The following is a 22,920-nucleotide window of genomic DNA, read 5'->3' as shown; positions in this document are numbered from 1 at the left end:
GCGTCGGCCTCAGTCCGCCGGCACCGTCCGTCCGCGCGCCCAGTCGCGCAGCGCGTCCACCTGCTCGGCCATCAGCACCGACAGCGGGCGGGCCTGCTTGATCTCCGCGCGCAGGCTGAAGTCGTTGAGTGCCGCGCCGGTGGCATGCGCCGCGTACAGCGCCGACACGATCGCCTGTTCGATCTCGGCCCCCGAAAAACCCTCGCTGGCCGCGGCCAGGCCGTCGAGGTCGAAGCGGGAGGGATCGAGCGTGCGCTTGCGCAGGTGCAGCGCGAACAGTTGCCGGCGGCTCTCCGCGTCGGGCAGGTCGACGAAGAACACCTCGTCGAAGCGGCCCTTGCGCAGCAGTTCCGGCGGCAGGGCGTCGACCTGGTTGGCGGTCGCGACGATGAATACCCGCGAGTCGCGTTCGGCCATCCAGGTGAGCAGGTGGCCCTGCACGCGGCGCGACACCCCGCCGTCGCTGTCGTCGGCGGAGATGCCCTTCTCGATTTCATCGATCCACAGCACGCAGGGGGCAAGGCGCTCGGCGGCCGCGAGCGCATCGCGCAGGTTGCGCTCGGTCTCGCCGTGGAACTTGTTGTAGAGCGCGCCGATGTCCAGGCGCACCACCGGCACGCCGAACCCGCTGGCGACCGCCTTGGCCAGCATCGACTTGCCGCAGCCCTGCACGCCCAGCAACAGCATGCCCTTGGGCAGGTCCAGCCCGGGCGGGGCCTCGCCGCTGGCGAACACGCCGCGGCGGTGTTCGACCCAGCGCTTCAGGCGGCGTGCGCCGGCGACGTCTTCCATGCGCGCGCTGTCGTATTCGTAATGAAGGTGCCCGCTGCGGCTGAGCAGTTCGAACTTCAGCTTGGCCAGTTCGGGCAGGTCGTCCGGGCCGAGTGCGCCATCGCGGAAGATCAGGTGGCGGGCGATCCGCCGCGCATCCACCGGGTCCAGTCCGGCCAGGTTGCGGACGATCTGCTGCACGGCCTCGCCGTCGACCTGGACGCGCTTGCCGCCGTGCTCGCGCGCGTAGTCCTCGGCCTGCTGGCGCACCAGCTTGAGCAGGGCGTTGGCGTCGGGCAGGCGCGGCCGGTAGCGCACCGCCATCGACTCCAGGTCGGGTGGAAGTTCCACCGCATGGCCCACGAGCACCAGCACGTGCGGCTGGCTGCCCCGGCGGTCGATGATCTCGCGCACCTGTCGCTGGGTCATGGCCGCGCCGAGGAAAGGGTGCGCGTCGAACAACAGGTAGACCCCGCGCTGGCCCGCGGCGCGGATGGTGGCCATGGTGCTGGACATGTCCGGCGCGCCATCGGGCGCGTCCTCGCGGTCGATGTCGATGCGCCGAAGGCCTTCGGTGATCGACCAGCGGTACATCGCGCGCCAGACCTGCATGAGGGCCTGGCGGAAGAGTTCGACCACGCGGGCTTCGTCGCGGGTCTCGATGACGATCAGGGGGGTGTTGGCGCGGATCAGCGCGACCAGGTCTTGCAGTTCGCTCATCAGGCAGGGCTTCCGTGTCGAACGACCATGATAGCCGGCGCGGCGGTCGCGTCGGCTGGCGGAACGTCTACTTGAGCGTAGCCGGGCCGGCGGCGAGGATGGCATGCCCCCACACGGAAGCCGCCGATGGCCTTCGATGCCTTCGCCCTGGTGCTGGCGATGCTCGCGCTGGGCTACGCGTTCCAGCGCTTCAGGGTGCTGCCCGGCGATGCACCGCAGGTGCTGAACCTGGTGATCCTCTATGTCTGCCTGCCGGCGGCCGTGTTGCGCTATGCGCCGCGCCTGGCGCTGGAACCGGCGTTGCTGGGGGTGGTCGCGGTACCCTGGCTGCTGCTGCTGGCGACCGTCGTACTGGTCGGCGCGTGCGCGCGCTGGCTCGGCTTCCGGCGCGACGAACATGCCGTGCTGCTGCTGACCGTCGCCCTCAGCAACACCAGCTACCTGGGGTACCCGCTGGTGAGGGCCCTGGTCGGCGAGGCCGGCCTGCCCTACGCGGTGGTCTACGACCAGTTCGGCGCCTTCGTGATCCTGTCCACCTTCGGCCTGTGGGTGCTGGCGCGCTATGGCGGCGAGCACACCCCCGGCGCGCGCGAGATCGCCGTGCGCATCCTGCGCTTCCCCCCGCTGTGGGCCCTGCTGGTCGGCTTCAGCGTGATGCCCGCCGAACCGCCGCACTGGATCGCCGGCGGCCTGCAGAAACTCTCCGATGCCCTGTTGCCGCTGGCGATGCTGACCATCGGCCTGTCCGTGCGCTTGGCCCTGCCGCGCGACGAGCTGCGTCCGCTGGCGGTGGGCCTGCTGCTGAAGCTGGCGCTCATGCCCCTGCTGGCGCTCGCCCTGCTGCCGCTGCTGGGCCTGCAGGGCGTCATGGCGCAGGCGACCCTGCTGGAGGCGGCGATGCCGTCGATGGTCACCGCCGGCGCCCTGGCCATCGCCCAGGGCCTGGCGCCGCGACTGGCCGCGGCCATGGTCGGCTACGGCGTACTGTTGTCGATGGCGACGCTGCCGCTTTGGGCGATGCTGGCGCGATCGCTGTTTGCCTGAGCGTTCGCCTTGCTACGCCGTGGACTGGATCACGAGGGGATGACGGCATGGATGGGTTGCACTCGCGCGCGCTCGCCTGGCTCACGGCAGGCGTCGCGGCGGTCATGCTGGCCGCGTGCGGCGAGGCCGATCGCTCGCCGGATGCGGTGGCGGGCGCTGCCGGCGATGTCGCGGTCGTGCCGGCGGATGCGGCGCCCGCGCCGGCGACGTCCACGGGCCGCCCTGCCCCTGTTGCCTACCCTTCGCCGGATGGAACCTCGGCTGCCATGCAGCAGTGGTACGCCGACTACGACGCCGCGATCCTGTCCCACCTGCGCGCCCTCGCGGCACGGGGCGACCCCTACGCCCACCTGGCGCTCGCGATGATGCTCCCGCTTCCGGATGCGCCGGACCAGACCGAGGCGCTGGAGCGGGCGCGGATGGCCGCCCTGCGGGAGGCGGCGCGGCTTGCGCCGGACGATCCGCTGCTGGCCTGGATGGAGCTGCAGTTCTGCATGGCCGGGGACGCGGCATGCGACCGCGACGCGGCCCTGGCGCGCCTGCAGGCGATCGCGCCGGACAATGCGGCGCACTGGTTGCCTTCGCTCGCCGACGCCTGGGAACAGGGCGATGCGGCGGCAACCGACCGTTATCTCGGGCTTGCGGCGGCGGCGGATCACGTGGACTTCCATTACGGCGACGTCCTCGCCATGTTGACCGAAGCCACCCGGGACGCGCCTATACCGCCGCTGGATGCCCGGACCCGCGCCCAGATCGGCCGGGAGTTGGGCCTCGGCAGGCCCGCGACCGACGCGGAACTGGCCGCTATTTCCGTATCCGCCCGCGCCGCGGCATATGGGCTGCCGCCGTTCAACGCGGTCATGGCCACGTGCCGCCCGGACCCCGTCCGCCCGATGACGGCGACGCGCTCGGGCAATTGCCGCCGCCTGATGTCCCGGCTCGCCGTCGGGTCCTCCCTTTACGAGCGAGCGCTGGGACTGGCGGGCATGGTCCGTCTGACGCAGGGAAGGCCGGAAGGCGCCGAATGGCGTGAACAGCTCCGCCGCTTCCTGTGGATCCAGCAACAGTATCCCCAGGACGCGCTCACGATCCCCGGCTATTGGGAGGCCCATGTCTACCAAGGCGAGATGGTCGCCCTCGAGGCCCTTCTTCGACGACAGGGGCGCCTGGAGCCGCCCGACGACTGGCTGCCGGCCAATCCGCGCCAGCGCGAGCGGGTCCTGACCGGAGGTGAGCCCCCGGGGGCGTGATCCCGGGCGCGTCGTCACGCGTTGTCGATGGCCGGGCCCGCGCCGGCGGTGTAGGCTGCGGATTCCGTCCGGAGGGAGCGCGCATGAAAACCGTGCTGGTCGCCAGTTCCAAAGGGGGGGTCGGCAAGACCACCATTGCCACCCACCTGGCCGCGCACGCGGCCCTCGAAGGCCTGAACACCGTCCTGCTTGACGTCGACCCGCAACGTTCCTCGACCCGTTGGGCCGAGCGCCGTGCCGCCGCCGACAGCGCCGTCCTGCCGCTGGACGGGACCAAGCGCAAGAGCTGGCGCAAGCAGCTGCCCGACGACACCCAGCGCCTGGTGATCGACGCGCCGGCCGGGGCGATGGGCGATTCGCTGGAGCACCTGCTCGACATCGCCGACCATGTGGTCGTGCCGGTGCAGCCGTCGACCCTGGACCTGGAAGCGACGGTCCCGTTCCTCGAGTCGCTGGCCCAGCACACCCGGGTGCGCAAGGGCGAGCTGGGCGTGGGCCTGGTCGCCAACAAGCTGCGCCCGTGGACCAACACCTCGCAACAGACCGTGGAACTGCTCAAGCACTGGCCCTACCCGCTGGTGGCCGAGCTGCGCGACAGCCAGGCCTACGTGTTGCTGACCGGCCTGGGCAAGAGCCTGTTCGACTACCACTCGGCCAAGGTGCGCGAACACCAGGACGACTGGACCTCCCTGCTGCGGTGGCTGAAGCGTTGAGGCCGGTCCCCGGCGTTGGCGCCCGCCCGGCGCCGTCCCATCCACCCATCGGGGCCCGTCCATGCGTGAACTGATCCTGCTTCGCCACGCCCACGCCGAACCCGCCGTGGTGGGGCGCGCCGACCTCGACCGGCCGCTGTCGGCCGAGGGCCTGGCCGAGGCCGAGGCGGCCGGGCGCTGGCTGGCCGAACAACGGCTGATCCCGGACTGCGTGTTGTGCTCGCCCTCGCGGCGGACCCGGGAGACGCTCGAGGCGGTGCTGTCGGTGATCGGCTACGTCGACCAGCGCATCGAGCCCTCCATCTACGAGGCCACGCCCGGCACCCTGATCGCGCTGGCCGACACCCATGCCGACGTCGGCCGGCTCATGCTGGTGGGCCACAATCCGGGCTTCGAGCGCCTGTCGGCCCTGTTGCACAGCGGCCAGACGAGCGAGTACCGCGGCATGCCACCGGCTGGCCTCGCGGTACTGACGGTGCCTCCTGAAGCGGCGCTGGAGCCGGGCATCGCCCAGCTCAGCGCCTTCTGGTGGCCCTGACCGGAGCCCCGGGCGCTTGATGCAGCCATGCGGTGGCAGGGGGCCCTCGGCATGAAACGGGCAGACGGGGGTACCTGGCGGGCCTGGTGTTGCGCGGGCATGGCGATCGCCCTGCTGGTCGGCGCGCCGCCCGGGAGGGCGCAGCAGTCGGTAGGGCGCTTCGACGAGGCCCACACGCGCTTCGGCGTGGAACTGCTCACGCGCTGGGGCCAGCGGGTCAAGGGCGACTTCCCGCGCTACGACGGCAAGATCGTCGCGCTCGACGACACGCGCCGGCAGGTCCGCGTGCGCCTGCTGGCCTCGGCCGTGCGCATCGGCGACTCCGAGCGATACACGCAGATGGCGCGTGGCGACAGCTTTTTCGACGCCGTGCACTTTCCCTACGTGGAGTTCCTCTCCGATCCGATCGACATCCGCCTGGTGGAAACCGGCGGTCCACTGCGCGGTCGGCTTACCATACGCGACGTGACACGCATCGAGACCTTCCATCTGTTGCCCGCGACCTGCAGCCGGCCCGCGCGCGATTGCGACGTGGTCGCCCACGGCCAGGTCGATCGCTATGCCTATGGCCTGGATGCCTGGCGCCTGGCGCTGGACAAGGACGTGCGCTTCACCATGCGCGTGCGGCTGGCCCCGGACGAACAGCCGTGAGGTGGGCGTGGTGATGGCGTATCCCGCGCCGGGAGGCGGATCCTGCTGGCGGCGACGGGCACGGGTCGTGCTGCTGCTGGGCCTGGTCCTGCTGCTGCCCGCCTGTGCCGGCCTGTCCAATTCGCAACGCGTGCGCGCACAGGCCGTCGCCGTGGAGGCGCAGTCGACCGAATCCACCTGTGAAACATCCGGCCACTGCGCCACCGCCTCGCCGCTGCGGCGCCTTGCGTCGGAGGCATTCGCCTCCTCCACGCCCGACGCGCCGCGGCATTACGCCATCCTCCTGGATCGTGGCGACAATGCATTGCTGGCACGCCTGGACCTGCTGCGCAGCGCGACCACCTCGATCGACGTGCAGACCTACATCTTCGACGAGGACGACGCCGGGCTGTTGTTCCTGCAGGAATTGCTGGCCGCGGCGCGGCGCGGCGTGCGCGTGCGCCTGCTGATCGACCAGCTCGCGGCGATGCGCAACGTCGACACCCTGGCCGCGATGGCCGCCGCCCACGTCAACCTCGAGGTCCGCCTCTACAACGCGGTGATGGACAAGGGACGGCTCAGCTATCCCGAATACGTCATCGCCGCCGCTTGCTGCTGGAACGACCTCAACCAGCGCATGCACACCAAGCTGCTGCTCGTCGACGGCGCCGTGGGGATTTCCGGGGGGCGCAACTACCAGAACGACTATTACGACTGGGGCGAGAACTACAATTTCCGCGATCGCGACGTGCTCGTGGCGGGCCCTGCCGCGCGGGTGATGCGGACCGATTTCGAGCTGTTCTGGAACGATCACCGCAGCGCGCCCGTGGCGCAGCTCGACGACGTGGGTCGTCGCCTCCTGGACCGCGGCGCGCCGCCGCTGCCGGTCCCGGTCTACGACCGGCCCGAACGCGTGGAAGCGATGCGCGCTCTGGCCGCGGACCCGGCTGTCGTGCAGGAACGGGTGGCGCGCCGGGCCTTCCGGGTCGGCGAGGTGCGCTACCTGTCCGACACCCCGGAGAAACACAGTGGCCTGGTCGGGGCCGGCACCAGCCGCTCCCTGCGCGAACTCATCGAGTCGGCACGGGACGAGGTGCTCCTGCAGACCCCCTACCTGGTCCTGTCGCCGGCCGCGCAGGACATGTTCCGCCAGATGCACGAGCGGCCCGATGCCCCGCGCATCGTGGTGTCGACCAACAGCCTCGCCGCGACCGATGCCTTCATCGTCTACGCGCTGTCGCACAAGTACAAGCGCCGCTACCTGCGCGAGTTCGGCTTCCACATCTACGAGTACAAGCCGTTCCCCAAGGATGCCCCGATCGATGTCGGCGGCGAGGGTGGGGCGGTGGCCGGTGCCGACGCGCCGCCCGCCGCTGGCGTGACACGCGACGACCTGGCACGCGTCGGCACCGCGGGGGCGGACGCCGCGGACGAGGTGCATCGCGACCTGCGCCAGCGCTACGACCGGCGCAGCGTGGTCGGCCGGGCGCAGTACCAGCGCGCGCTGTCGCGTGAGTACCGGGCCCTGCGCTTCGCGTCGCAGTCGGCCAACGCGCCGGTGCCGCTGGAACGGGAAGGGCCACGCGTCGGCCTGCATGCCAAGTCGCTGGTGATCGACGGCCGGATCGGCGTGGTCGGGACCCATAACTTCGATCCCCGCGGCGACCACTACAACACCGAAGCGGCGGTCGTCATCGAGGACGAAGCCTTCGCGCGGGCACTGGGCGACAGCATTCGCCGAGACATCGCGCCCGCCAACTCCTGGACCATCGCGCGGCGCGACAAGCCGCCGGTCTTCTCGGGCCTGGATTATTCGCTGGGCAAGACCTTCGAATACCTGCCGGTCTTCGACCTGTGGCCGTGGCGATACGCCACCAGTTACGAGTTCGTGCCCGGCCCGGCCTGCCCGCACCCGCTGCCGCAGGACGACCCGGGCTTCCGTGCCTGCTACCAGCCGGTGGGCGACTTCCCCGAAGTCGACCTGGGCCTGAAGGGCCTCACTACGCGGATCTTCACCGCCTTCGGCGCCGGACTGGCGCCGATCCTGTAGCCGGACGTCCGGAACCGCCCCTTCCCGGGGACACCCCTGCCGTCAGTCATGGCAACCCCCGCGCCTCCCGGCCCATCCCATGAGGGGTGGCTGGCCGCGCGTGCGCCTGGCGACCCCGGACGCCCGGGGAGCCCCGTAAAACCGAGTGTGTCTTCCGATGGGTGACTTTCGGCACATGGGCAAACCGTCTAGGTGTTATACTTTACCAGCACACCGATTCACTACACCGCTTCGGAACCCCCCACCAGACGCTCCCCCGCACACCAACCCAAAGGAAACCGACATGAACGCCATCCTCAACAGCCAGCTCCTCAACCGCCGTCGCGACGACCGCCGCGCCGCCAACGACGATTCCAACCCGGTCCGCCGCCCCTACCGCGAACGCGATTTCGGCGTCGGCTACGGCAAGAGCAGCGGTTACGCCGCTGACCGCCGCTACACCACCCGTACCTTCACCCCCCTGTACCGCTGTGCGTGAAGTGGTGCCGGTGACCCGGCCCTCCCGACAGGCCCTCCCCCACCCGGCCCCGTTTTCCCCTGCCGATCGGCGCGCCTCCCTCCCCATCTCTCATGGGCGCGCCGGTCGGTGTTCTTGTCCCGCTGTCGGCACGACGTGCCAGGCGGTATCGTGAGGCGATGACTGCCTCACACGAACCCGCCCCCGAGTCCCCGTTCCGCCGCGACGTCAGCCTCGACGCCCTCAACGCGCTCTCGCGCAATACCGCGATGGAGCCCCTGGGCATCGTCTTCACCGAAATCGGCCACGACTACCTGCGTGGCACCATGCCGGTCGACGCGCGTACCCACCAGCCCTACGGCCTGCTGCACGGCGGCGCGTCGGTGCTCCTGGCCGAGACGCTCGGCTCCAGCGCCGGCGGCCTGTGCGTGCCGGAGGGCAAGGGCGTGGTCGGCATCGAGATCAACGCCAACCACGTGCGCGGCGTCCGCGAGGGGCTTGTCACCGGCACCGCGCGCCCCCTGCACGTGGGCGGCAGCACCCAGGTGTGGGAGATCCGCATCGAGGACGAATCAGGCCGCCTGGTCTGCGTCTCGCGCCTCACCCTGGCCGTCGTCGGGCGTCGCTGAGGCCGCTGTCAGCCCAGTGCGTCGACCAGGCGCGCCGCGATCCAGCGCTCGGCAAAGCCATCGAGGCGGGCGCTCTCCAGGAAGCCGCAGTGGCCGCCCCAGGGGGATATCTCCAGGCTCGAGGCGGGCGGCAAGCGCAGTGCGCGGAAGCCTTCGACCGGGATCACCGGATCGTCCTCGGCCATGAGGATGCTTGCCGGCACCTCCAGGGCGGCCAGCCGGTCGCCGGCGACCGAATACCCGTCGAAATAGTTCTCCAGGCTGCCGAAGTCGGTGTGCCGCTCGATCATCCACTGGGTCAGCGGGCGCATGCGCAGGCCCAGCACGCGGTTGTCGAAGGCGTGCTGTTCGGGGAACAGCTCGCGCTTGCGCGCCAGCGAGTTGCGCCACTTCTTCTCGAAATACCACAGGTACAGCGGCAGGCCGGCCTCCATGGCGTCCATGGTCCGGGCCGGGTCGAGCACCGGACAGACCGCCGCCACGTGGGCCAGCGGCAGGCCCGCGGCCGGTGCGCGAAGCGCGAGGCGAAGAGCGAAGTTGCCGCCCAGCGAGTAGCCCGCCACCGCCATCGGCCGGCGCCCGAAGCGGCGCGATACGTCCAGCGCGGCATGCACGACCTCGTCGATGCGGTTGGAGTGGAACAGGCCTTCGTTGAGGTGGTGGGTGCCGCCGTGGTCGCGGAAGTTGAGCCGGAACACCTCGAAGCCCGCTCGCAACAGGCTCGCGGCGGTCAGGCGCATGTAGCTCGAGTCGACGCTGCCCTCCCAGCCGTGGAGCAGCAGGGCCAGGCCGCGCGGTTCGGTGCCCGGCATCACGCTGTGCAGGCCGTGCAGGCGAACGCCATTGCCGCCGTCGATGATGTGGCCGGTGGTTTCCGCCTCGCAGGCCGCCAGGCTGCGCTCGCCATGGCGCCGCCGCAACGGGCTGCTGCCCAGCACCGACTGCACGTGTGGGCTGCGCAGGAAGCGCGGCGGGCGGTAGTCCCCGGCGGTCAGCCGGTGGACGGGGGCGGTGGGCGTGGATGCCGGTTGGGCCATGGCTCAACCCGCCATCGCGTCGACGATGCGCTGCCGCGCCAGTTCGGCGATGCGGCGGCGCCCGGACTCCGCCGCCGGCGGGATCGCCTCCAGGAAATGCACCTCGGCCACCCGCGGCGGATCGCCGAGCAGGCGCAGGAAGTTCTGCACGAAGTTTTCGCCAGGTCCGAACGCGACGTCGGCCTGCGCGGCGCCGCGCGTGCCGTAGCGCAGCGCGACCGGCTGCACCGGCACGCCGGCCTCGACCGCGGCCAGGAAGATGCGCGCATGGAAAGGTCCGACTTCGCGGCCATCGCGGGTCCGGCCTTCCGGGAACACGCCCACCGAGTGCCCGCTGCGCAGGCGCGCCAGCATCTCGTGGAGCACGCCGCCCATCGATTCGCTGCTGCCGCGCGCGTGGAAGATCGACTCACCGCGGATCGCGAGCCAGCCCACCAGCGGCCAATGCGCGATCTCGCGCTTGGCGACGAAGCCCATCATGCGCTGGCTGTGCAGGGTCGAGATGTCGATCCAGCTGACGTGGTTGGCCACGAACAGCGCCGCGCCCGGCAGCGGTGTGCCGGTCTGGCGTACGCGGAACCCGAAGATGCGCATCAGCCCGCCCTGCCAGGCACGGATCACCCGGTAATCGAAACGTTCCCCGTGCACGCGCAGGCGCCGGGTCGGACGCAGGGTCAGCAGCAGCACCAGCGGCAGCCCGACCAGCAGGTGCGCCAGCAGCAGCGGAACGCGGTAACCATAGCGGAGGACACGCAGCGGCCACGCCGAACGCGCGCCGGCGCCGATCGGTGGGGGGGGCGCAGTCATGCGCGAATCATACCGAAGCAGGGCGCGGTCACGGCAACGAAGGCGTGGGCAGGGTGCCGATGGCACGGGAAGCGCGGACGCCCGCCCGCTACAATGGTGGTTTGCCGCTGACGTCCCGACCCTCATGTACGAACCGATCATCGAAGCCCTGCGCCGAGGCGCCGCCGCCGAGGCCCTGGCCGCCGCCCGGACCCTGGTCGAAGACCAGCCCCAGGACGCCACGGCACACCGCCTGCTGGCGGCCGCGCTGCGCCAGGGCGGTGACCGCGATGCGGCCCTGGCCGCCCTCGACCAGGCGATCGCCCTGGCGCCCGAAGACGCGCAGCTCCACCTCGAGCGCGCCGGCCTGATGCTGGACGGACGCCAGCTCGACGCCGCGCAGGCGGACCTGGCGAAGGCCGTCGGCCTGGATCCCAACCAGTTCCCGGCCTACATCCTGCAGGCCCAGCTCGCGCTGGGCCGGGGCGACCTGGAGCAGGCCGAGAGCCTCGTCCGCACCGCCGCGCGCATCGCGCCGGAGCATCCCCAGGTCGCGGCCGTCGAGGGGACGCTCGCCCTGCGCCGGGGCGATGCCGATCGCGCGCTGTCGATCCTCAGCCGCGCCAGCGAGAAGGCCCCTGACGAGCCGATCGTGCAACATGCGTTGGCCTTCGCTTATGCCGCCAAGGGCCATTTCGCCTTCGCCGAACAGGCCTTCCGGCGCCTGTTCGAGTCGCGACCCACCGACACGATGCGGGCCATGATCGCCGATCTCGTGCGTCGCCAGGGCCGTCCCGGAGAAGCCGCCGACGAACTGCGGCCGCTGCTCGAGCGCGGCGACGCCTCGCCGGCGCTGAAGCGACTGGCCGGCGAGTTCGAGCTCGACGCGGGCCGCCACGAGGCGGCGGCCGCCCTGTTGAAGGAGGTCGTGCTCGCACAGCCCGGCGACCGTCGTGCCGTCGCCAGCCTCACCGACGCCTGGCGCCAGTCCGGCCGCGACGAAGAGGCCCGCGACACCCTGGAAACCCTGCTCGCCACGCATCCCACCCAGCCCGACCTGTGGTTCGCCCGCCTGCTGTTCGAGGAATTCGCAGGCCCCGGCGCCGTGGCGATCGTCGAGCGATGGATGCAGGCCATGCCCGACTACATCCCCGCGCTCGAGGCGCGGGCGACGATCCACCAGCAACAGGGCGAGCTGGACCAGGCCGATGCGATCGCGCTGCGGATCACCGAGCTGCAGCCCGGGCACTCGTCGGCGGAGATTCGGGTGATCGACGGGCTCATGCGCACCGATCCCGACGGCGCGGTGAACCGCGTGGAGAGCCTGCTGGCACGGGCCAAGGACGAGAACGTCCGGAAGATGCTGCGACAGCTCCTCGGTCGCACTTTCGACGCCGCCGGCCAGCCCGACGCCGCGGCCGCCACATGGGCCGAGCTGCATGCCGAAGCGGTGCCGCAGCGCCTGCCGTTGCCGCCGCAGAGCGACCGCATCCCGGCCTGGCCGCCCATGGGCGCGCGGGCCGAACAGGCGCCGGGGATGGCATTCCTGTGGGGTGCGCCCGGCTCATTGGTCGAACGCGTCGCGCTGACCCTCGACCAGGGCCGCCTGCCCCTGCTGGCCGACCGCCTCGGCGCCAAGCCACCGAGCGACCCGACCCAGCGTTACGGCACCACCCAGGCGCTGCTCAACGGCGAACTCGATCCTTCGTTCCTGGTCAGCCAATGGCGCGCCACCCTTGCATCGCGAGGCATCCGGGACGGCCGCGTCATCGACTGGTTGCTGTGGTGGGACAACGCGCTGCTGCTGGCGCTGCGACCGCACCTGCCCGACGCGAGGCTGATCTTCGTGTTGCGCGATCCGCGCGACATGCTGGTGGACTGGCTGGCCTTCGGCGCGCCGGTGCCCTTCGCCCTGGCGTCGCCCGAGGAAGCAGCGACGTGGATGGCGCGTCCGCTGGCGCAGGTCGCAGAGCTGCACGAGCAGGACCTCTTCCGCCACAGCCTGCTTCGGATGGACGACATCGCCAACGACGGCGCGGCAATCGCGACTGCGCTGGGCGAGATCCTGGGCACGGAGGTGCGTGCGCTGGCCACGGGCTCCCAGGGGCCGGACCGCTTCCCGGCCGGACATTGGCGCCAGTACGCCGAGGCCCTTGGCGATGCCTTCGCGATCCTGGAACCGGTGGCGGTGCGCCTGGGCTATCCCGCCAGCTGACCGCGTGGCCCGCATCGCGTCGGCGGCGCTCGCGGCGCGATGACGCCGCGTGCGGCAGGATCGCGGTTTCGACCGTAGCGCCGCGGCACGCCCCGCGGCTCCCGTCCACTGGAGGCAATGCATGAAGATCCGCAGCGACAGTTTCGAGAATGGAAAGCCGATCCCGGCGGAGTTCGCCGCCGGCCAGCGCGAGGGCGATGGCGTGGGTTTCGCGCCCAACCGCAACCCGCACTTGGCCTGGAACGACGTGCCGGAGGGCACCCGTTCCCTGGCCTTGCTGTGCATCGACACCGATGCCCCGACGGTTCCCGGCATGGCCGGCAAGCCCGGTGTCGAGATTCCCGTCGACCAGCCGCGCGCGGACTTCGTCCACTGGGCCATGGTGGACCTGCCGCCCGGCCTCGACGCGATCGCCGCCGGCAGTTGCAGCGATGGCGTGGTCGCGCGCGGCAAATCGGATCCGCACGGGCCGGACGGTGCCCGCCAGGGCCTGAACGACTACACCGGCTGGTTCGCCGGCGACGCCGACCTGGAGGGTCGCTGGCACGGTTACGACGGCCCCTTCCCGCCGCCCAATGACCTGCGCGTGCACCGCTACTTCTTCCGCCTGTTCGCACTCGACGTGGCACGCCTGTCGGTGTCCGATGGCTTCACCGCCGCCGACGTCTTCGCCGCCATGCATGGCCATGTCCTGGCCGAAGCGTCGATCCACGGCACCTACACGCTGAACCCGACCGTCGAGGCCTGAGGCGCCGCGTCCCGTCGGCGTGCGTCAGCCGCCGGCGGGCAGCCACAGCAGCAACGCGGCGCCCAGTGCGATGCGGTACGCCGCGAAGACGGTGTAGCGGTGCTGCTTGATGTAGCCCAGCAACCAGCGCACCACCACGAAGCCCGTCGCGGCCGCGGCGACGAAGGCCAGCCCCAGTTCGCCCCAGGCCTCGGGCTGCGCGCCGCCATCCATCAGGTGTTCGAGCAGTGCATAGCCGCTGGCCGCGAACATGGTCGGGATGCCGACCAGGAACACGAATTCGGTCGCCGCCGAGCGTTGCCCGGTGCCGGCCAGCATTGCCATGAAGATCGCCGCCGCCGAGCGCGAAGTGCCGGGAAAGACGCCCGCGACCACCTGCGCCAGTCCCACCAGGATCGCCACCGTCCAGGTGATCTCGCTGCTCGGCGCCCGGCGCTCGGCCAGGCGCTCGGCCACCAGCATCCAGATGCCGCCCAGGATCAGGGCCGTCGCCACCGGCGAGACCGTTTCGGGCAACTCCCAGCCGGCCAGCCGCACCGGCAGGCCAACAAGGGCCGTGACCAGGAAGGCGACCGCGATGCGGGCCAGGTAGCGCCGGTTCGCCGGATCGGCCAGGCCGGTCGCCAGCGACCACAGCCGTTGCCGGAACACCAGCGTGATCGCGATGATCGCGCCGGCCTGGATGACGATGTTGAACAGGTCCGAGCGCGGGCCGAGCCAGTGCTGGGCGATCAGCAGGTGGCCGGTGCTGGAGATCGGCAGGAACTCGGTCAGTCCTTCGAGGATGCCCAGCAGGAGGGCGGACAGCAGGTCGGACACGGCGGCGTGGCTGGGCATTCAACGGGCTCCCGGGCAGGGCCGCTAGCATAGGCGAGCGCGGCTGCCGACGTCATCGCCGCGGCGCGCGTGCGTGAAAACGTATGCAGGACGAAGCCGGGCGCGCGAGCGTTTAGGCTTGCGATTCACACAGGAGTGACTGGATGAGCGCTGCCCCGGACCCGACCCCACGAGACCGCGACGCGGACTGGATCCTCGTCGCCGACGTGGGCGGCACCAATGCCCGCTTCGCCCTGGTCGACGGTCGCCGCGCGCCTCCGGTGCTGGAGCAGCCCCGCGCGTTGCGCAACGCCGATTACGCCAGCCTCCAGCATGCGGCGGAGCACTATCTGGAACTCACCGGCGTCCGACCGCGTCGCGCGGCGATCGCCGTGGCGTCACCCGTCGGCCAGGACGAGATCCGCCTGACCAACCGCGCCTGGTCGTTCAATCGCTCCGGCTTGCGCGACGGCCTGGGCCTGGAGGTACTCGCCCTGGTCAACGACTTCGGTGCGGTGGCACGCGCCGTGCCCGCGCTGGGCAACGATGACCGCGTGCACCTGCATGGCCCGGTCGAGGCGCTGGGGCAGGGGCCGGTCAGTGTCCTGGGGCCGGGCACCGGGCTGGGCGTGGGACTGCTGGTGGGATCGGCGACCACGGGCTGGCAGGTGGTGGAGACCGAAGGCGGGCACGGCAGCTTCGCGCCGCTCGACGACGAGGAGGAGGCGATCGCCCGCTGGCTGGTGGCGCGTTACGGTCGTGCGTCCAACGAGCGCCTGTTGTGCGGCGAGGGCCTGACCTGCATCGACGCGGTGCTGCGCGGCGAGCCGTCCGGCCGCGAAGCACTGCTGCGAAAGCCCGCGGACGTCGTTGCGCTCGCGCTGGATGGGCACGACGCCGAAGCCCGGCGCGCGCTGGCCCGCTTCTGCGCCGTGCTGGGCAGCGTGGCCGGTGACATCGCGCTCGTGCAGGGCGCGCGCTGCGTGACCATCGCCGGTGGCATGGTGCCGCGCTTCCTGCCGTTCCTGCGTGCGAGCGCGTTCCGCGAACGCTTCCTCGACAAGGGGCGGTTCTCGGTCTACCTGGAAGCACTGGCGATCCAGGTCGTGACCCACCCGTATCCGGGCCTGCTCGGCGCGGCGATGTCGATGCGCGACCCCAACCGGGGCTGAGCCGCATCCTGGCCCGCTACGCGCATCGGTCAAGCGCGTAGCCCGGGCAAGGCCGAAGGCCGCAGCCGGCATGGACCCGGTGGCCCCTGCGATTGCCGGGTGCGGTCGTGCATCGATGGGTTTCGCCTTCGGCTCTACCCATCCTACGGCGCTGCAACCGCGTAGCCCGGATAGGGCCTAAGGCCGAAGCCGATACGGCCGCGATCCACGAGTCGTCAGCCCAGCGGACGCTGGGATCCAGCCTCTGGTTTTTCCGCGCAAGCTGTCGTGGGGGCTGCCCCGAAGCCCGTGCAGGCGCACGGCGCGCCCCTGGGAACCCACGTTCCCTCGAGCGGTGGTCGCACGAACGCTCCCATCCAGCCCCCGCATCGCGCCCGATCCTCGACGGCCCGCCATGAAAAACCCCGCCGGCAGGCCGGCGGGGCGGGATCGGAATCCAAGGGAAGGGGTATCAGAACTTCACGTTGAGGCCGACCAGGTACGTGCGGCCCCACTCGATGTATTCCAGCGGGCGGTCCTTGCTGCCGGCGTAGGTCTGGTAGGGCGAGTTGGTCAGGTTCTGCGCCTGCAGCAGCAGGCTCAGGCCGCCCAGGCTGCTGCTTTCCGGGAAGGTGTAGCTGACCTGGGCGTCGATGATGTCCTCGCCGACCACGTAGCGCAGGGTCCGGTTGCCGGCGAAGTTGCCGATCTCGCCGATGAAGTCCGAACGCTTGCGCTGGCTGACGCGAGCCTCGAAGCCGCTGCGTTCGAAGTACGCGGTGAGGTTGTACACCTCGTCAGACAGCCCGGGCAGGCTGATCGGGCCGCTGCCGACGCTGCTGGCGCTTTCCGGGTCGAGGATCTCGATGTCGCTGTCGTTGAAGCTGGCGCTGGCGATGACGCCGAAGCCGCGCAGCGGCTCCCACAGCAGGTCCAGCGGCAGCGACGCGGTCAGTTCCAGGCCCTGCAGGGTGCCGCCCTGGCCGTTGAACGGCGCGGTGAAATTGCCGGTGGTCTGCACCGGCGGCGAGCCCGGCGGCGGCACGTAGTCGGCGACCAGCGCAGTGAAATCGTAGTCGTCGCGGGTCTGGGTGTAGATGTAGCTGCGCAGGTCCTTGTAGAAGTAGGCCGCCGCCACGTAGGCACGGTTGCCGAAGTACTTCTCGTAGGAAATGTCGAGCGCATTGGCCTTCCACGGATCCAGCTGTGGGTTGCCGCCGCTGGCGCCGGGGCGACCGGTGGAGGTGTCGACGCCGAATTCCAGCGACGCCCGCATCTGGTCGACGCGCGCGCGTGCCAGCTGGCGCGCCAGGGCGAAGCGCACGGTCTGCTCGTGCGGGAGTTCGAAGGCCAGGTTCAGGCTCGGCAGCACGTCGGTGTAGGTCTTGCCGTCCTCGAAGGGACGCACGTTGCTGCCGGCGGGCTGGGTGCCGTCCCAGTAGTTCGCGCTCGAGGACTGGTCGGTGTGCTGGACCTGCACGCCGATGTTGCCGCGCACCGGCACCGAGCCCCACTGGGTATTGATGTCGGCCTGCACGTAGCCGGTGGTGATCTGCTCGTTCACCGTCCACGCCTTGGACACCAGGTAGGACGCGTCGGAGTTCGGCGCGAAGGTCATGTAGCGCGCCACGGCGCCGGGCACGTTCCACGACGGGATGAAGCCCACGCCCGCGAAGCCCAGGTCGACCAGTCCGTACTGCAGGTCGGCGCCGATCGTGGTGTCGCCCTGAGGGCCGAGGTTGATGTTGCCCTCGGGCTGGGTCTTGCTCTTCTCGCGGTCGGCATGGTTCACGCCGAACTCGATGTCGGACAGCCAGCCCAGCATCTCGGGCGCGGGCAGCAGGGCCGACACGCGGTAGCCGCGCAACTCGTCCTCGACCTGGGGCACCTTGCCGTAGCCGGAGCCGTAGATGGTGTTGGTCAGGAAAAGCGTGTCCGGATTGGAATAATCCAGGCCCGGCACCAGCTGCGAGAAATCGCTGTTCGAGTAGTCCAGCTGCAGGGTGTCGAGCTGCGGCATCGGCGCCAGCTGGGTGTTGTTCTCCAGGTTGATCTCGTCGCGGGTGGCCTTGGAGTAGCTGATGTCGGCGACGATCTGCGCCATGCCGACGTTGAACTCGTTGTTCCAACCGAACGCGTCGATCTCGTCCTCGCGCTTGTTGTACATGCCGCGCACGAGAGGGTACAGGCCGCTCGCGGTGCCGCCGGTGAAGGTCCCGTTGCCGTTCACCTCCGGATTGGTGATCTGCAGGCCCGGCGCATAGCCGCCGTTGTAGTTGCCCAGGTTGACCTCGAACTGGTTGGCCGTGTCGACCTGCTCGGCTTCGGAGTGGAACAGGTCCAGCGTGCTGTTCCAGGCATTGGATGGGCGGTACTGCAGGGTGGCCATCACGCCGTCGCGCTCGGTGCGGCCGGTGCGGCGCAGCGCCTTGATGCCGTCGGAATACCACGTGCCCCCGGCCACGCCGGGACGCCAGCCGTCGCCCAGTTGCTGCCAGGGCTCGTACAGGCCGACCTGGTTTTCCTGGATCGGCGTCTCGGTGTGCGAATAGCCGATCGACAGGCCCAGCGTGTTGTCCAGGAACTGGCCGATGTAGCTAGCGTTGATGCGGTTGCCGTCCTCGTCCGCGTTCGCGGCCGAGCCCAGCGAATTGCGCTGCAGGCGACCGCCGGCGGCGATCACCGTCTCGCTGTAGCTGAGCGGGCGCACGGTGCGCATGTCGATCGTGCCCGACAGGCCCTGGCCGACGAGCGATGCGTCGGGCGTCTTGTAGACGGTCACGCCATTGAACAGCTCGGAGGGATACTGGTCGAACTCGACGCTGCGGTTGTCGCCCGTGCTCACCATCTCACGCCCGTTCAGCAGGGTCGTGGCGAAGTCCGGCGACAGGCCGCGGACGCTGATCACCTGCGCGCGGCCGGCGACGCGCTGTGCGCTCAGGCCCGGCAGGCGGGCGAGGGATTCGGCGATGCTGATGTCGGGCAGCTTGCCGATGTCCTCGGCGGAGATCGCCTCGACGATCGAGGTCGACTCGCGCTTGGTCGAGATCGCGCTCTCGATCGCGGCGCGGATGCCGGTGACCACCACGCTGTCGAGCGTGGTCGCGTCTTCGTTCCCGTCGGGGGTCCCGGTCTCGTCGGTTTCGCTGGCAGGCTCGGCCACGGACTGTGCCTGGACGCCCGCGGCCATCAGCAGCGTCGCTGAAGCCAGCGCCACGCTGAGTAGATTACGCCTGAGTTGCAACATGCTTCCCCTCCACACGGTTGGTAGTGGTTGCCGGTGGGGTGAACACCGGGCGACTGTCGCGCCCTTGTTCCGGCAGACCTCGATTTCACGCCTTCCCCGCGACGCACCGAACGGCGTCGCCATCGTGGCGTGGGGCGATAGTAGACGCGGGTGCAACTGCACAAACGATCCTGCAAACGTATTCACCGCGGCTGCAGACGTATGCAGCGGATCGGCGGACGAAACACCGTGGAATAGTGATGTCCGACGAACGGCGAGCCGGCGCACGGTCGGCCGCCGTGGATGCAGCGAGGGAGGCGGGATGGCGCGAACAAGCGGAGGCGCGGCGGCGGGCCGGCGGGATCGGTGCGTGCCGGGCGGGACCGGGGCCCTGCGGCGAGTCGCCGGTGTACTGGGCGCCATCGCGCTGCTGCAGGCGGGGGCGGCGATGTCCTCCGGTGTCGTCGGGCCGGTGGCTGAGGACGCCGGCCTGCACGTGCCATCGCCCGACTGGCGCGACCAGGTCATCTACTTCGCGATGATCGACCGCTTCGACGACGGCGACCGCGGCAACAACGACCAGGGCGCCGGCGAGTACGACCCGGGCGACGGCACCCGCTACAGCGGCGGCGACCTACGCGGGCTCGCCCGACGCCTGGACTACATGCAGCAACTGGGCGCGACCGCGCTATGGATCACGCCGCCGGTCGCGAACCAGTGGCTGAACCCGTCGCGCAGCTTCAGCGGCTACCACGGCTACTGGGCCAGCGACTTCAGCGCCGTGGATGCGCACTACGGCCGACTGGACGACTACCGCGCCCTGGCGCGCGCGCTGCATGGCCGCGGCATGTACCTGGTGCAGGACGTGGTGGTGAACCATGTCGGCGACTTCCTCGCCTGCGAACCGCCGGCGCCGAGCAAACCCGGTGAGAACTGCCGCGTGCGTCGCGATCCGACCGGCCATGCCGCACCCGTGCAGCCGCCGTTCGACCGCAACGATCCGCGCGATCGTGCGCAGCGCGATGCCGGCATCTACCACTGGACCCCGGCGATCGCGGACTACACCGATCGTCGCCAGGAGCTCGAGCATCAGCTGGCCGGGCTGGACGACCTCGACACGGAAAACCCGCTGGTCCGGCGCGCCTTGCGCAAGGCGTACGGGGACTGGATCCGCGACGTCGGCGTGGATGCCTTTCGCGTCGACACCGCCTTCCACGTGCCGGCCGACTTCTTCAGCGATTTCATGCAGGCCACCGATCCTGGCGCTCCCGGCATGGCCGCGGTCGCCGCCGCGACCGGACGCAAGGACTTCCTGGCATTCGGCGAGGGATTCGGCGTCGATGCCCCCTACGACGACACCCGTGCACGCAAGCTGGACGCCTACATGCGCACGCCCCGCGGCCTGCCGTCGATGATCAACTTCCCGCTGTACGGCGACCTGGGCGACGTTTTCGCGCGCGGGGGGCCGACGGCACAGCTGGGGCACCGCATCCGCGCGATGATGGCCCTGCACGCGGACCCCTGGCGGATGCCGACCTTCGTGGACAACCACGACGTCGATCGCTTCCTCGCCGGCGGCAGCGAAGCGGGGCTGAAGCAGGCGTTGCTGGCGATGCTGGCCCTGCCCGGCATCCCGGTCATCTACTACGGCACCGAGCAGGGGTTCATGGAACAGCGGCCGGCGATGTTCGCCACCGGCTTCGGCAGCGGCGGGCGCGACCACTTCGATACCGGCGCGCCGCTCTACCGCTACCTCCAGCGAGCGATTGCGCTGCGTCGGGGCGACACCCTGTTCTCGCGCGGCACGCCGACGGTGCTGGCCGACAATCCGGCGCGCTCGGGTGCGATCGCCTGGCGCATCGACGGCGAAGGCGGCCGCCACGCGCTCGTCGCGTTCAACAGCGCCGATACGCCCATGCTGCTGGACCGGGTGGCCACCGGACTGCCTGCCGGGACGCCGTTGCGCGGCGCTTTCGCGATCGAGGGCACGCCACGCGACCTCGTGGTCGGCGCCGATGGCACGATCAGCCTGGTGCTGCCCGCGCACGGCGGGGAAGTGTGGCGAGCGGGCCCGGTGCCCACCCCCGCCGAGGCGCGGGCGATGTTACCGCGCGGCGAGGCACCCTTGCCGCGCCTGCGGCTGGACCCGATGCCCGGGGTGATCGCGGACAGCGAGCATCTCGTGAGCGGGCGCGCAGCGGCCCTCGCCCGCATCCAACTGATCGTCGACGGCGACCTCGGCCATGCGCAGGTCATTCAAGTCGGCACCGATGGGCGCTGGCAGGCGCGGTTGCGTACCGATGGCATGATCGATCCCGATCGCGTCCACCGGCTGCTCGCCCGCGATCCGGTCACCGGGGCCACCAGCGATCCTGCAACGTTCCGTGTCGCACTCGACTGGCAGCCGCTGGCCGACCGCGACGACCCGGTCGGCGACGACACCGGCCCCAACGGACGCTACCGCTACCCGAGCGATCCCGGCTGGCGCGAGCGCCATCCGGCCGACATCCACCGGGTCCGTGCCTGGCGTGCGGGCGGCGCGTTGCGGCTGGAGATCGGCATGGCCGGCATCAGCCAGGCCTGGCATCCGGCCAACGGCTTCGACCATGTCGCGTTCACCGCCTACCTGTCGCTGCCCGGCCGCGACGACGGCACCGCGGTGATGCCGCAGCAGGCCGCGCGGCTGCCCGGCGACCGGCGTTGGCAGTACCGTTGGCGCGCGCATGGCTGGTCGAACCTGCTGACCCGCGCGGAAGGCGCCGACGCCCAACACGAGGGCGAGACCGTCACCCCGGGTCCGTCGCTGCACGCGGACGCGGCGGCGGGCACCTTGACGGTGACCTTCCCGGCGAACGCCTTTGATGGCATCGACAGCCTGGAGGGCGCCATGGTGTACCTCACCACCTGGGACTACGACGGCGGCTATCGGGCCCTCGCGCCGGAAGCGGGTCCCGTCGAGTTCGGCGGCGGCGCGCCCGAGGACCCGCGCGTCATGGACGCCATCGACGTGGTGCTGGACCGCGACGCGTCGCGTTGACGCGTCGTGGTGACCGTGCCTACTGGCCGGTGCCGCCTCCCGGCGGCATGCCGGCGGCCCCCGGCACGCGAAAGTAGTCGGTGCGGCGGCGCTCGCCTTCGACGATCTCGCAGCCCATCAACCCGAAGATCCGCGGGCCCATGAAGATCAGCCGTGCGTTGCCGTACCCGTCCACGCAGCCAGCGTGGCAGTCGTCCCCGTGTCCGGGCCGCGCCCGTGGCCCTTGCCGTGCGCTTGCCAATCCCCCGAAGCCTGTCGCGTGCGGAGCAAGCGGCCACGCCGCCATCACAGGCTCCGTCAGCTTCCGGCGGGCTCCACCGTGATGCTCAAGCCGAGCTCCCCGGCCGACAGCGCCATCGGCTTTCCGATGCCCGTGGTCACCGACGTCGAGACCGACCCCTTGTGGGTATCGACCTTCGCGGCGACATCCAGTTCTCCTTCCTCGGGCGAGGTGACCGTCACCCGGAGCCGGTAGCCGGACTCCCCGTTGATGCTGACCTGGCCCGGCACGCCATCCCTGACGACCAGCGTGGGCGTGTCGACCACCGTGTCCGCGTGCCTGATCTCGGCGGTGACCTTGTAGGTTTCGGCGGCGAGGCCGGGGATCGCGAAAGCGCCGATCGCGGCGAGAAGCAAAGCCTGCTTGTACATCCTGTGCATGGAACCCTCCGTTTGACGTGGGTGTCGCGTTCCAGGCGATGGCGCGAAACAACGCCGGCCCGGATCGATTGTCGGCCACGCACGCGACGTCTTCAAGCGCCGACCCAGCCTGTGCGCCTCTGGTGTCCTCGCCCTGCGGCGCCTGGGAACTCCTTGGCGTGGTGCCGAGCCACGTCGACCGGAAGGGACGTACGGGCGCGGCGCCGGGCTACCGCGCGGCCTTCGCGCATTTCCGGGTAAGCGCATCGATTTCCCGGAAGAGCAGTGGATCCTCCGACTTGAAGTTGAAGCAGGACTTGCCCTGCATCCTCTTCCGGAGTTGATCGCTTGCGCCCTCGAGGAGGCTTCGTAAGCTTCCCCGTCAAGCAGACACTTCAGAAGTAGAACCTCCGGCGACTTGTTGGCGGTACTCGGCGGGCGTCAGATCGCCTAGCGAGTCATG

Annotated in this window: 19 protein-coding genes; 12 read left to right on the top strand and 7 right to left on the bottom strand. The window is 70.6% G+C overall.

Translation table 11 applies throughout. The features are described 5' to 3' along the window. Window positions 1-9: 9 nt before the first annotated feature. Entirely contained in the window at window positions 10-1,491 is a 1,482-nt protein-coding gene (locus tag FKV25_RS01075) for an AAA family ATPase (protein ID WP_141516939.1), read from the bottom strand. A 126-nt stretch (window positions 1,492-1,617) separates the two neighbouring features. Here FKV25_RS01075 and FKV25_RS01070 point away from each other — a divergent pair, with 126 nt between their 5' ends. From FKV25_RS01070 to FKV25_RS01035, 8 genes are all read left to right on the top strand, one after another. After that, on the top strand, window positions 1,618-2,535 hold the full coding sequence (locus tag FKV25_RS01070; RefSeq protein ID WP_141516938.1) for an AEC family transporter: 918 nt from the start codon (window positions 1,618-1,620) through the stop codon (window positions 2,533-2,535). Between the two features lie 47 nt (window positions 2,536-2,582). Then, a complete protein-coding gene (locus tag FKV25_RS01065) occupies window positions 2,583-3,785 on the top strand; it encodes a hypothetical protein (RefSeq protein ID WP_141516937.1) in 1,203 nt (400 codons plus the stop codon). An 83-nt stretch (window positions 3,786-3,868) separates the two neighbouring features. Next, entirely contained in the window at window positions 3,869-4,498 is a 630-nt protein-coding gene (locus tag FKV25_RS01060) for a ParA family protein (protein ID WP_141516936.1), read from the top strand. Window positions 4,499-4,559: 61 nt separating this feature from the next. Then, window positions 4,560-5,036: a SixA phosphatase family protein gene (locus FKV25_RS01055; RefSeq protein WP_141516935.1), complete on the top strand. Its 477-nt coding sequence runs from the start codon at window positions 4,560-4,562 to the stop codon at window positions 5,034-5,036. Between the two features lie 99 nt (window positions 5,037-5,135). Continuing rightward, complete coding sequence (locus tag FKV25_RS01050; RefSeq protein ID WP_170218458.1) at window positions 5,136-5,687, top strand: YceI family protein; 552 nt, start codon at window positions 5,136-5,138, stop codon at window positions 5,685-5,687. 13 nt (window positions 5,688-5,700) lie between these two features. After that, on the top strand, window positions 5,701-7,716 hold the full coding sequence (locus FKV25_RS01045; protein WP_141516933.1) for a phospholipase D family protein: 2,016 nt from the start codon (window positions 5,701-5,703) through the stop codon (window positions 7,714-7,716). Window positions 7,717-7,999: 283 nt separating this feature from the next. Continuing rightward, window positions 8,000-8,194, top strand: a complete 195-nt coding sequence (locus tag FKV25_RS01040; protein WP_141516932.1) for a hypothetical protein — start codon at window positions 8,000-8,002, stop codon at window positions 8,192-8,194. 158 nt (window positions 8,195-8,352) lie between these two features. After that, the gene (locus tag FKV25_RS01035; protein ID WP_141516931.1) at window positions 8,353-8,802 is read left to right on the top strand and encodes a hotdog fold thioesterase; all 450 of its coding nucleotides are present in this window, start codon (window positions 8,353-8,355) and stop codon (window positions 8,800-8,802) included. A gap of 8 nt (window positions 8,803-8,810) precedes the next feature. On the opposite strand, the gene FKV25_RS01030 is transcribed toward FKV25_RS01035, so the two are convergent. Further along, window positions 8,811-9,797: a YheT family hydrolase gene (locus FKV25_RS01030; protein ID WP_141516953.1), complete on the bottom strand. Its 987-nt coding sequence runs from the start codon at window positions 9,795-9,797 to the stop codon at window positions 8,811-8,813. A 45-nt stretch (window positions 9,798-9,842) separates the two neighbouring features. Beyond that, a complete protein-coding gene (locus FKV25_RS01025) occupies window positions 9,843-10,646 on the bottom strand; it encodes a lysophospholipid acyltransferase family protein (protein WP_141516930.1) in 804 nt (267 codons plus the stop codon). A 124-nt stretch (window positions 10,647-10,770) separates the two neighbouring features. On the opposite strand from FKV25_RS01025, the gene FKV25_RS01020 reads away from it, so the two are divergent. Together FKV25_RS01020 and FKV25_RS01015 are read left to right on the top strand one after the other, a co-directional pair. Continuing rightward, the gene (locus FKV25_RS01020; protein ID WP_141516929.1) at window positions 10,771-12,840 is read left to right on the top strand and encodes a tetratricopeptide repeat protein; all 2,070 of its coding nucleotides are present in this window, start codon (window positions 10,771-10,773) and stop codon (window positions 12,838-12,840) included. A gap of 121 nt (window positions 12,841-12,961) precedes the next feature. Then, on the top strand, window positions 12,962-13,588 hold the full coding sequence (locus tag FKV25_RS01015) for a YbhB/YbcL family Raf kinase inhibitor-like protein (RefSeq protein ID WP_141516928.1): 627 nt from the start codon (window positions 12,962-12,964) through the stop codon (window positions 13,586-13,588). Window positions 13,589-13,612: 24 nt separating this feature from the next. Here FKV25_RS01015 and FKV25_RS01010 read toward each other — a convergent pair whose 3' ends face one another. Then, window positions 13,613-14,407: an undecaprenyl-diphosphate phosphatase gene (locus FKV25_RS01010; RefSeq protein ID WP_141516952.1), complete on the bottom strand. Its 795-nt coding sequence runs from the start codon at window positions 14,405-14,407 to the stop codon at window positions 13,613-13,615. Between the two features lie 161 nt (window positions 14,408-14,568). Here FKV25_RS01010 and glk point away from each other — a divergent pair, with 161 nt between their 5' ends. Continuing rightward, window positions 14,569-15,576 (top strand): glucokinase, encoded by a 1,008-nt coding sequence (gene glk, locus FKV25_RS01005; protein WP_141516927.1) that lies wholly within the window; start codon window positions 14,569-14,571, stop codon window positions 15,574-15,576. Between the two features lie 451 nt (window positions 15,577-16,027). Here glk and FKV25_RS01000 read toward each other — a convergent pair whose 3' ends face one another. Further along, window positions 16,028-18,802, bottom strand: a complete 2,775-nt coding sequence (locus tag FKV25_RS01000; protein ID WP_141516926.1) for a TonB-dependent receptor — start codon at window positions 18,800-18,802, stop codon at window positions 16,028-16,030. Window positions 18,803-19,151: 349 nt separating this feature from the next. On the opposite strand from FKV25_RS01000, the gene FKV25_RS00995 reads away from it, so the two are divergent. Further along, the gene (locus FKV25_RS00995; RefSeq protein ID WP_211345332.1) at window positions 19,152-21,818 is read left to right on the top strand and encodes an alpha-amylase family glycosyl hydrolase; all 2,667 of its coding nucleotides are present in this window, start codon (window positions 19,152-19,154) and stop codon (window positions 21,816-21,818) included. A 19-nt stretch (window positions 21,819-21,837) separates the two neighbouring features. Here FKV25_RS00995 and FKV25_RS16070 read toward each other — a convergent pair whose 3' ends face one another. Both FKV25_RS16070 and FKV25_RS00990 read right to left on the bottom strand, forming a co-directional pair. Next, a complete protein-coding gene (locus FKV25_RS16070) occupies window positions 21,838-21,993 on the bottom strand; it encodes a hypothetical protein (protein WP_170218457.1) in 156 nt (51 codons plus the stop codon). 122 nt (window positions 21,994-22,115) lie between these two features. Continuing rightward, window positions 22,116-22,478, bottom strand: coding sequence for a hypothetical protein (locus FKV25_RS00990; RefSeq protein WP_141516924.1), 363 nt, complete (start codon window positions 22,476-22,478; stop codon window positions 22,116-22,118). Window positions 22,479-22,920: the final 442 nt, after the last annotated feature.

The organism is Marilutibacter aestuarii, from assembly GCF_006546775.1.
Lineage (GTDB): Bacteria > Pseudomonadota > Gammaproteobacteria > Xanthomonadales > Xanthomonadaceae > Marilutibacter > Marilutibacter aestuarii.
The sequence above is the reverse complement of the archived record's forward strand: the minus strand, read 5'-3'. Positions and strand labels throughout refer to the sequence as shown.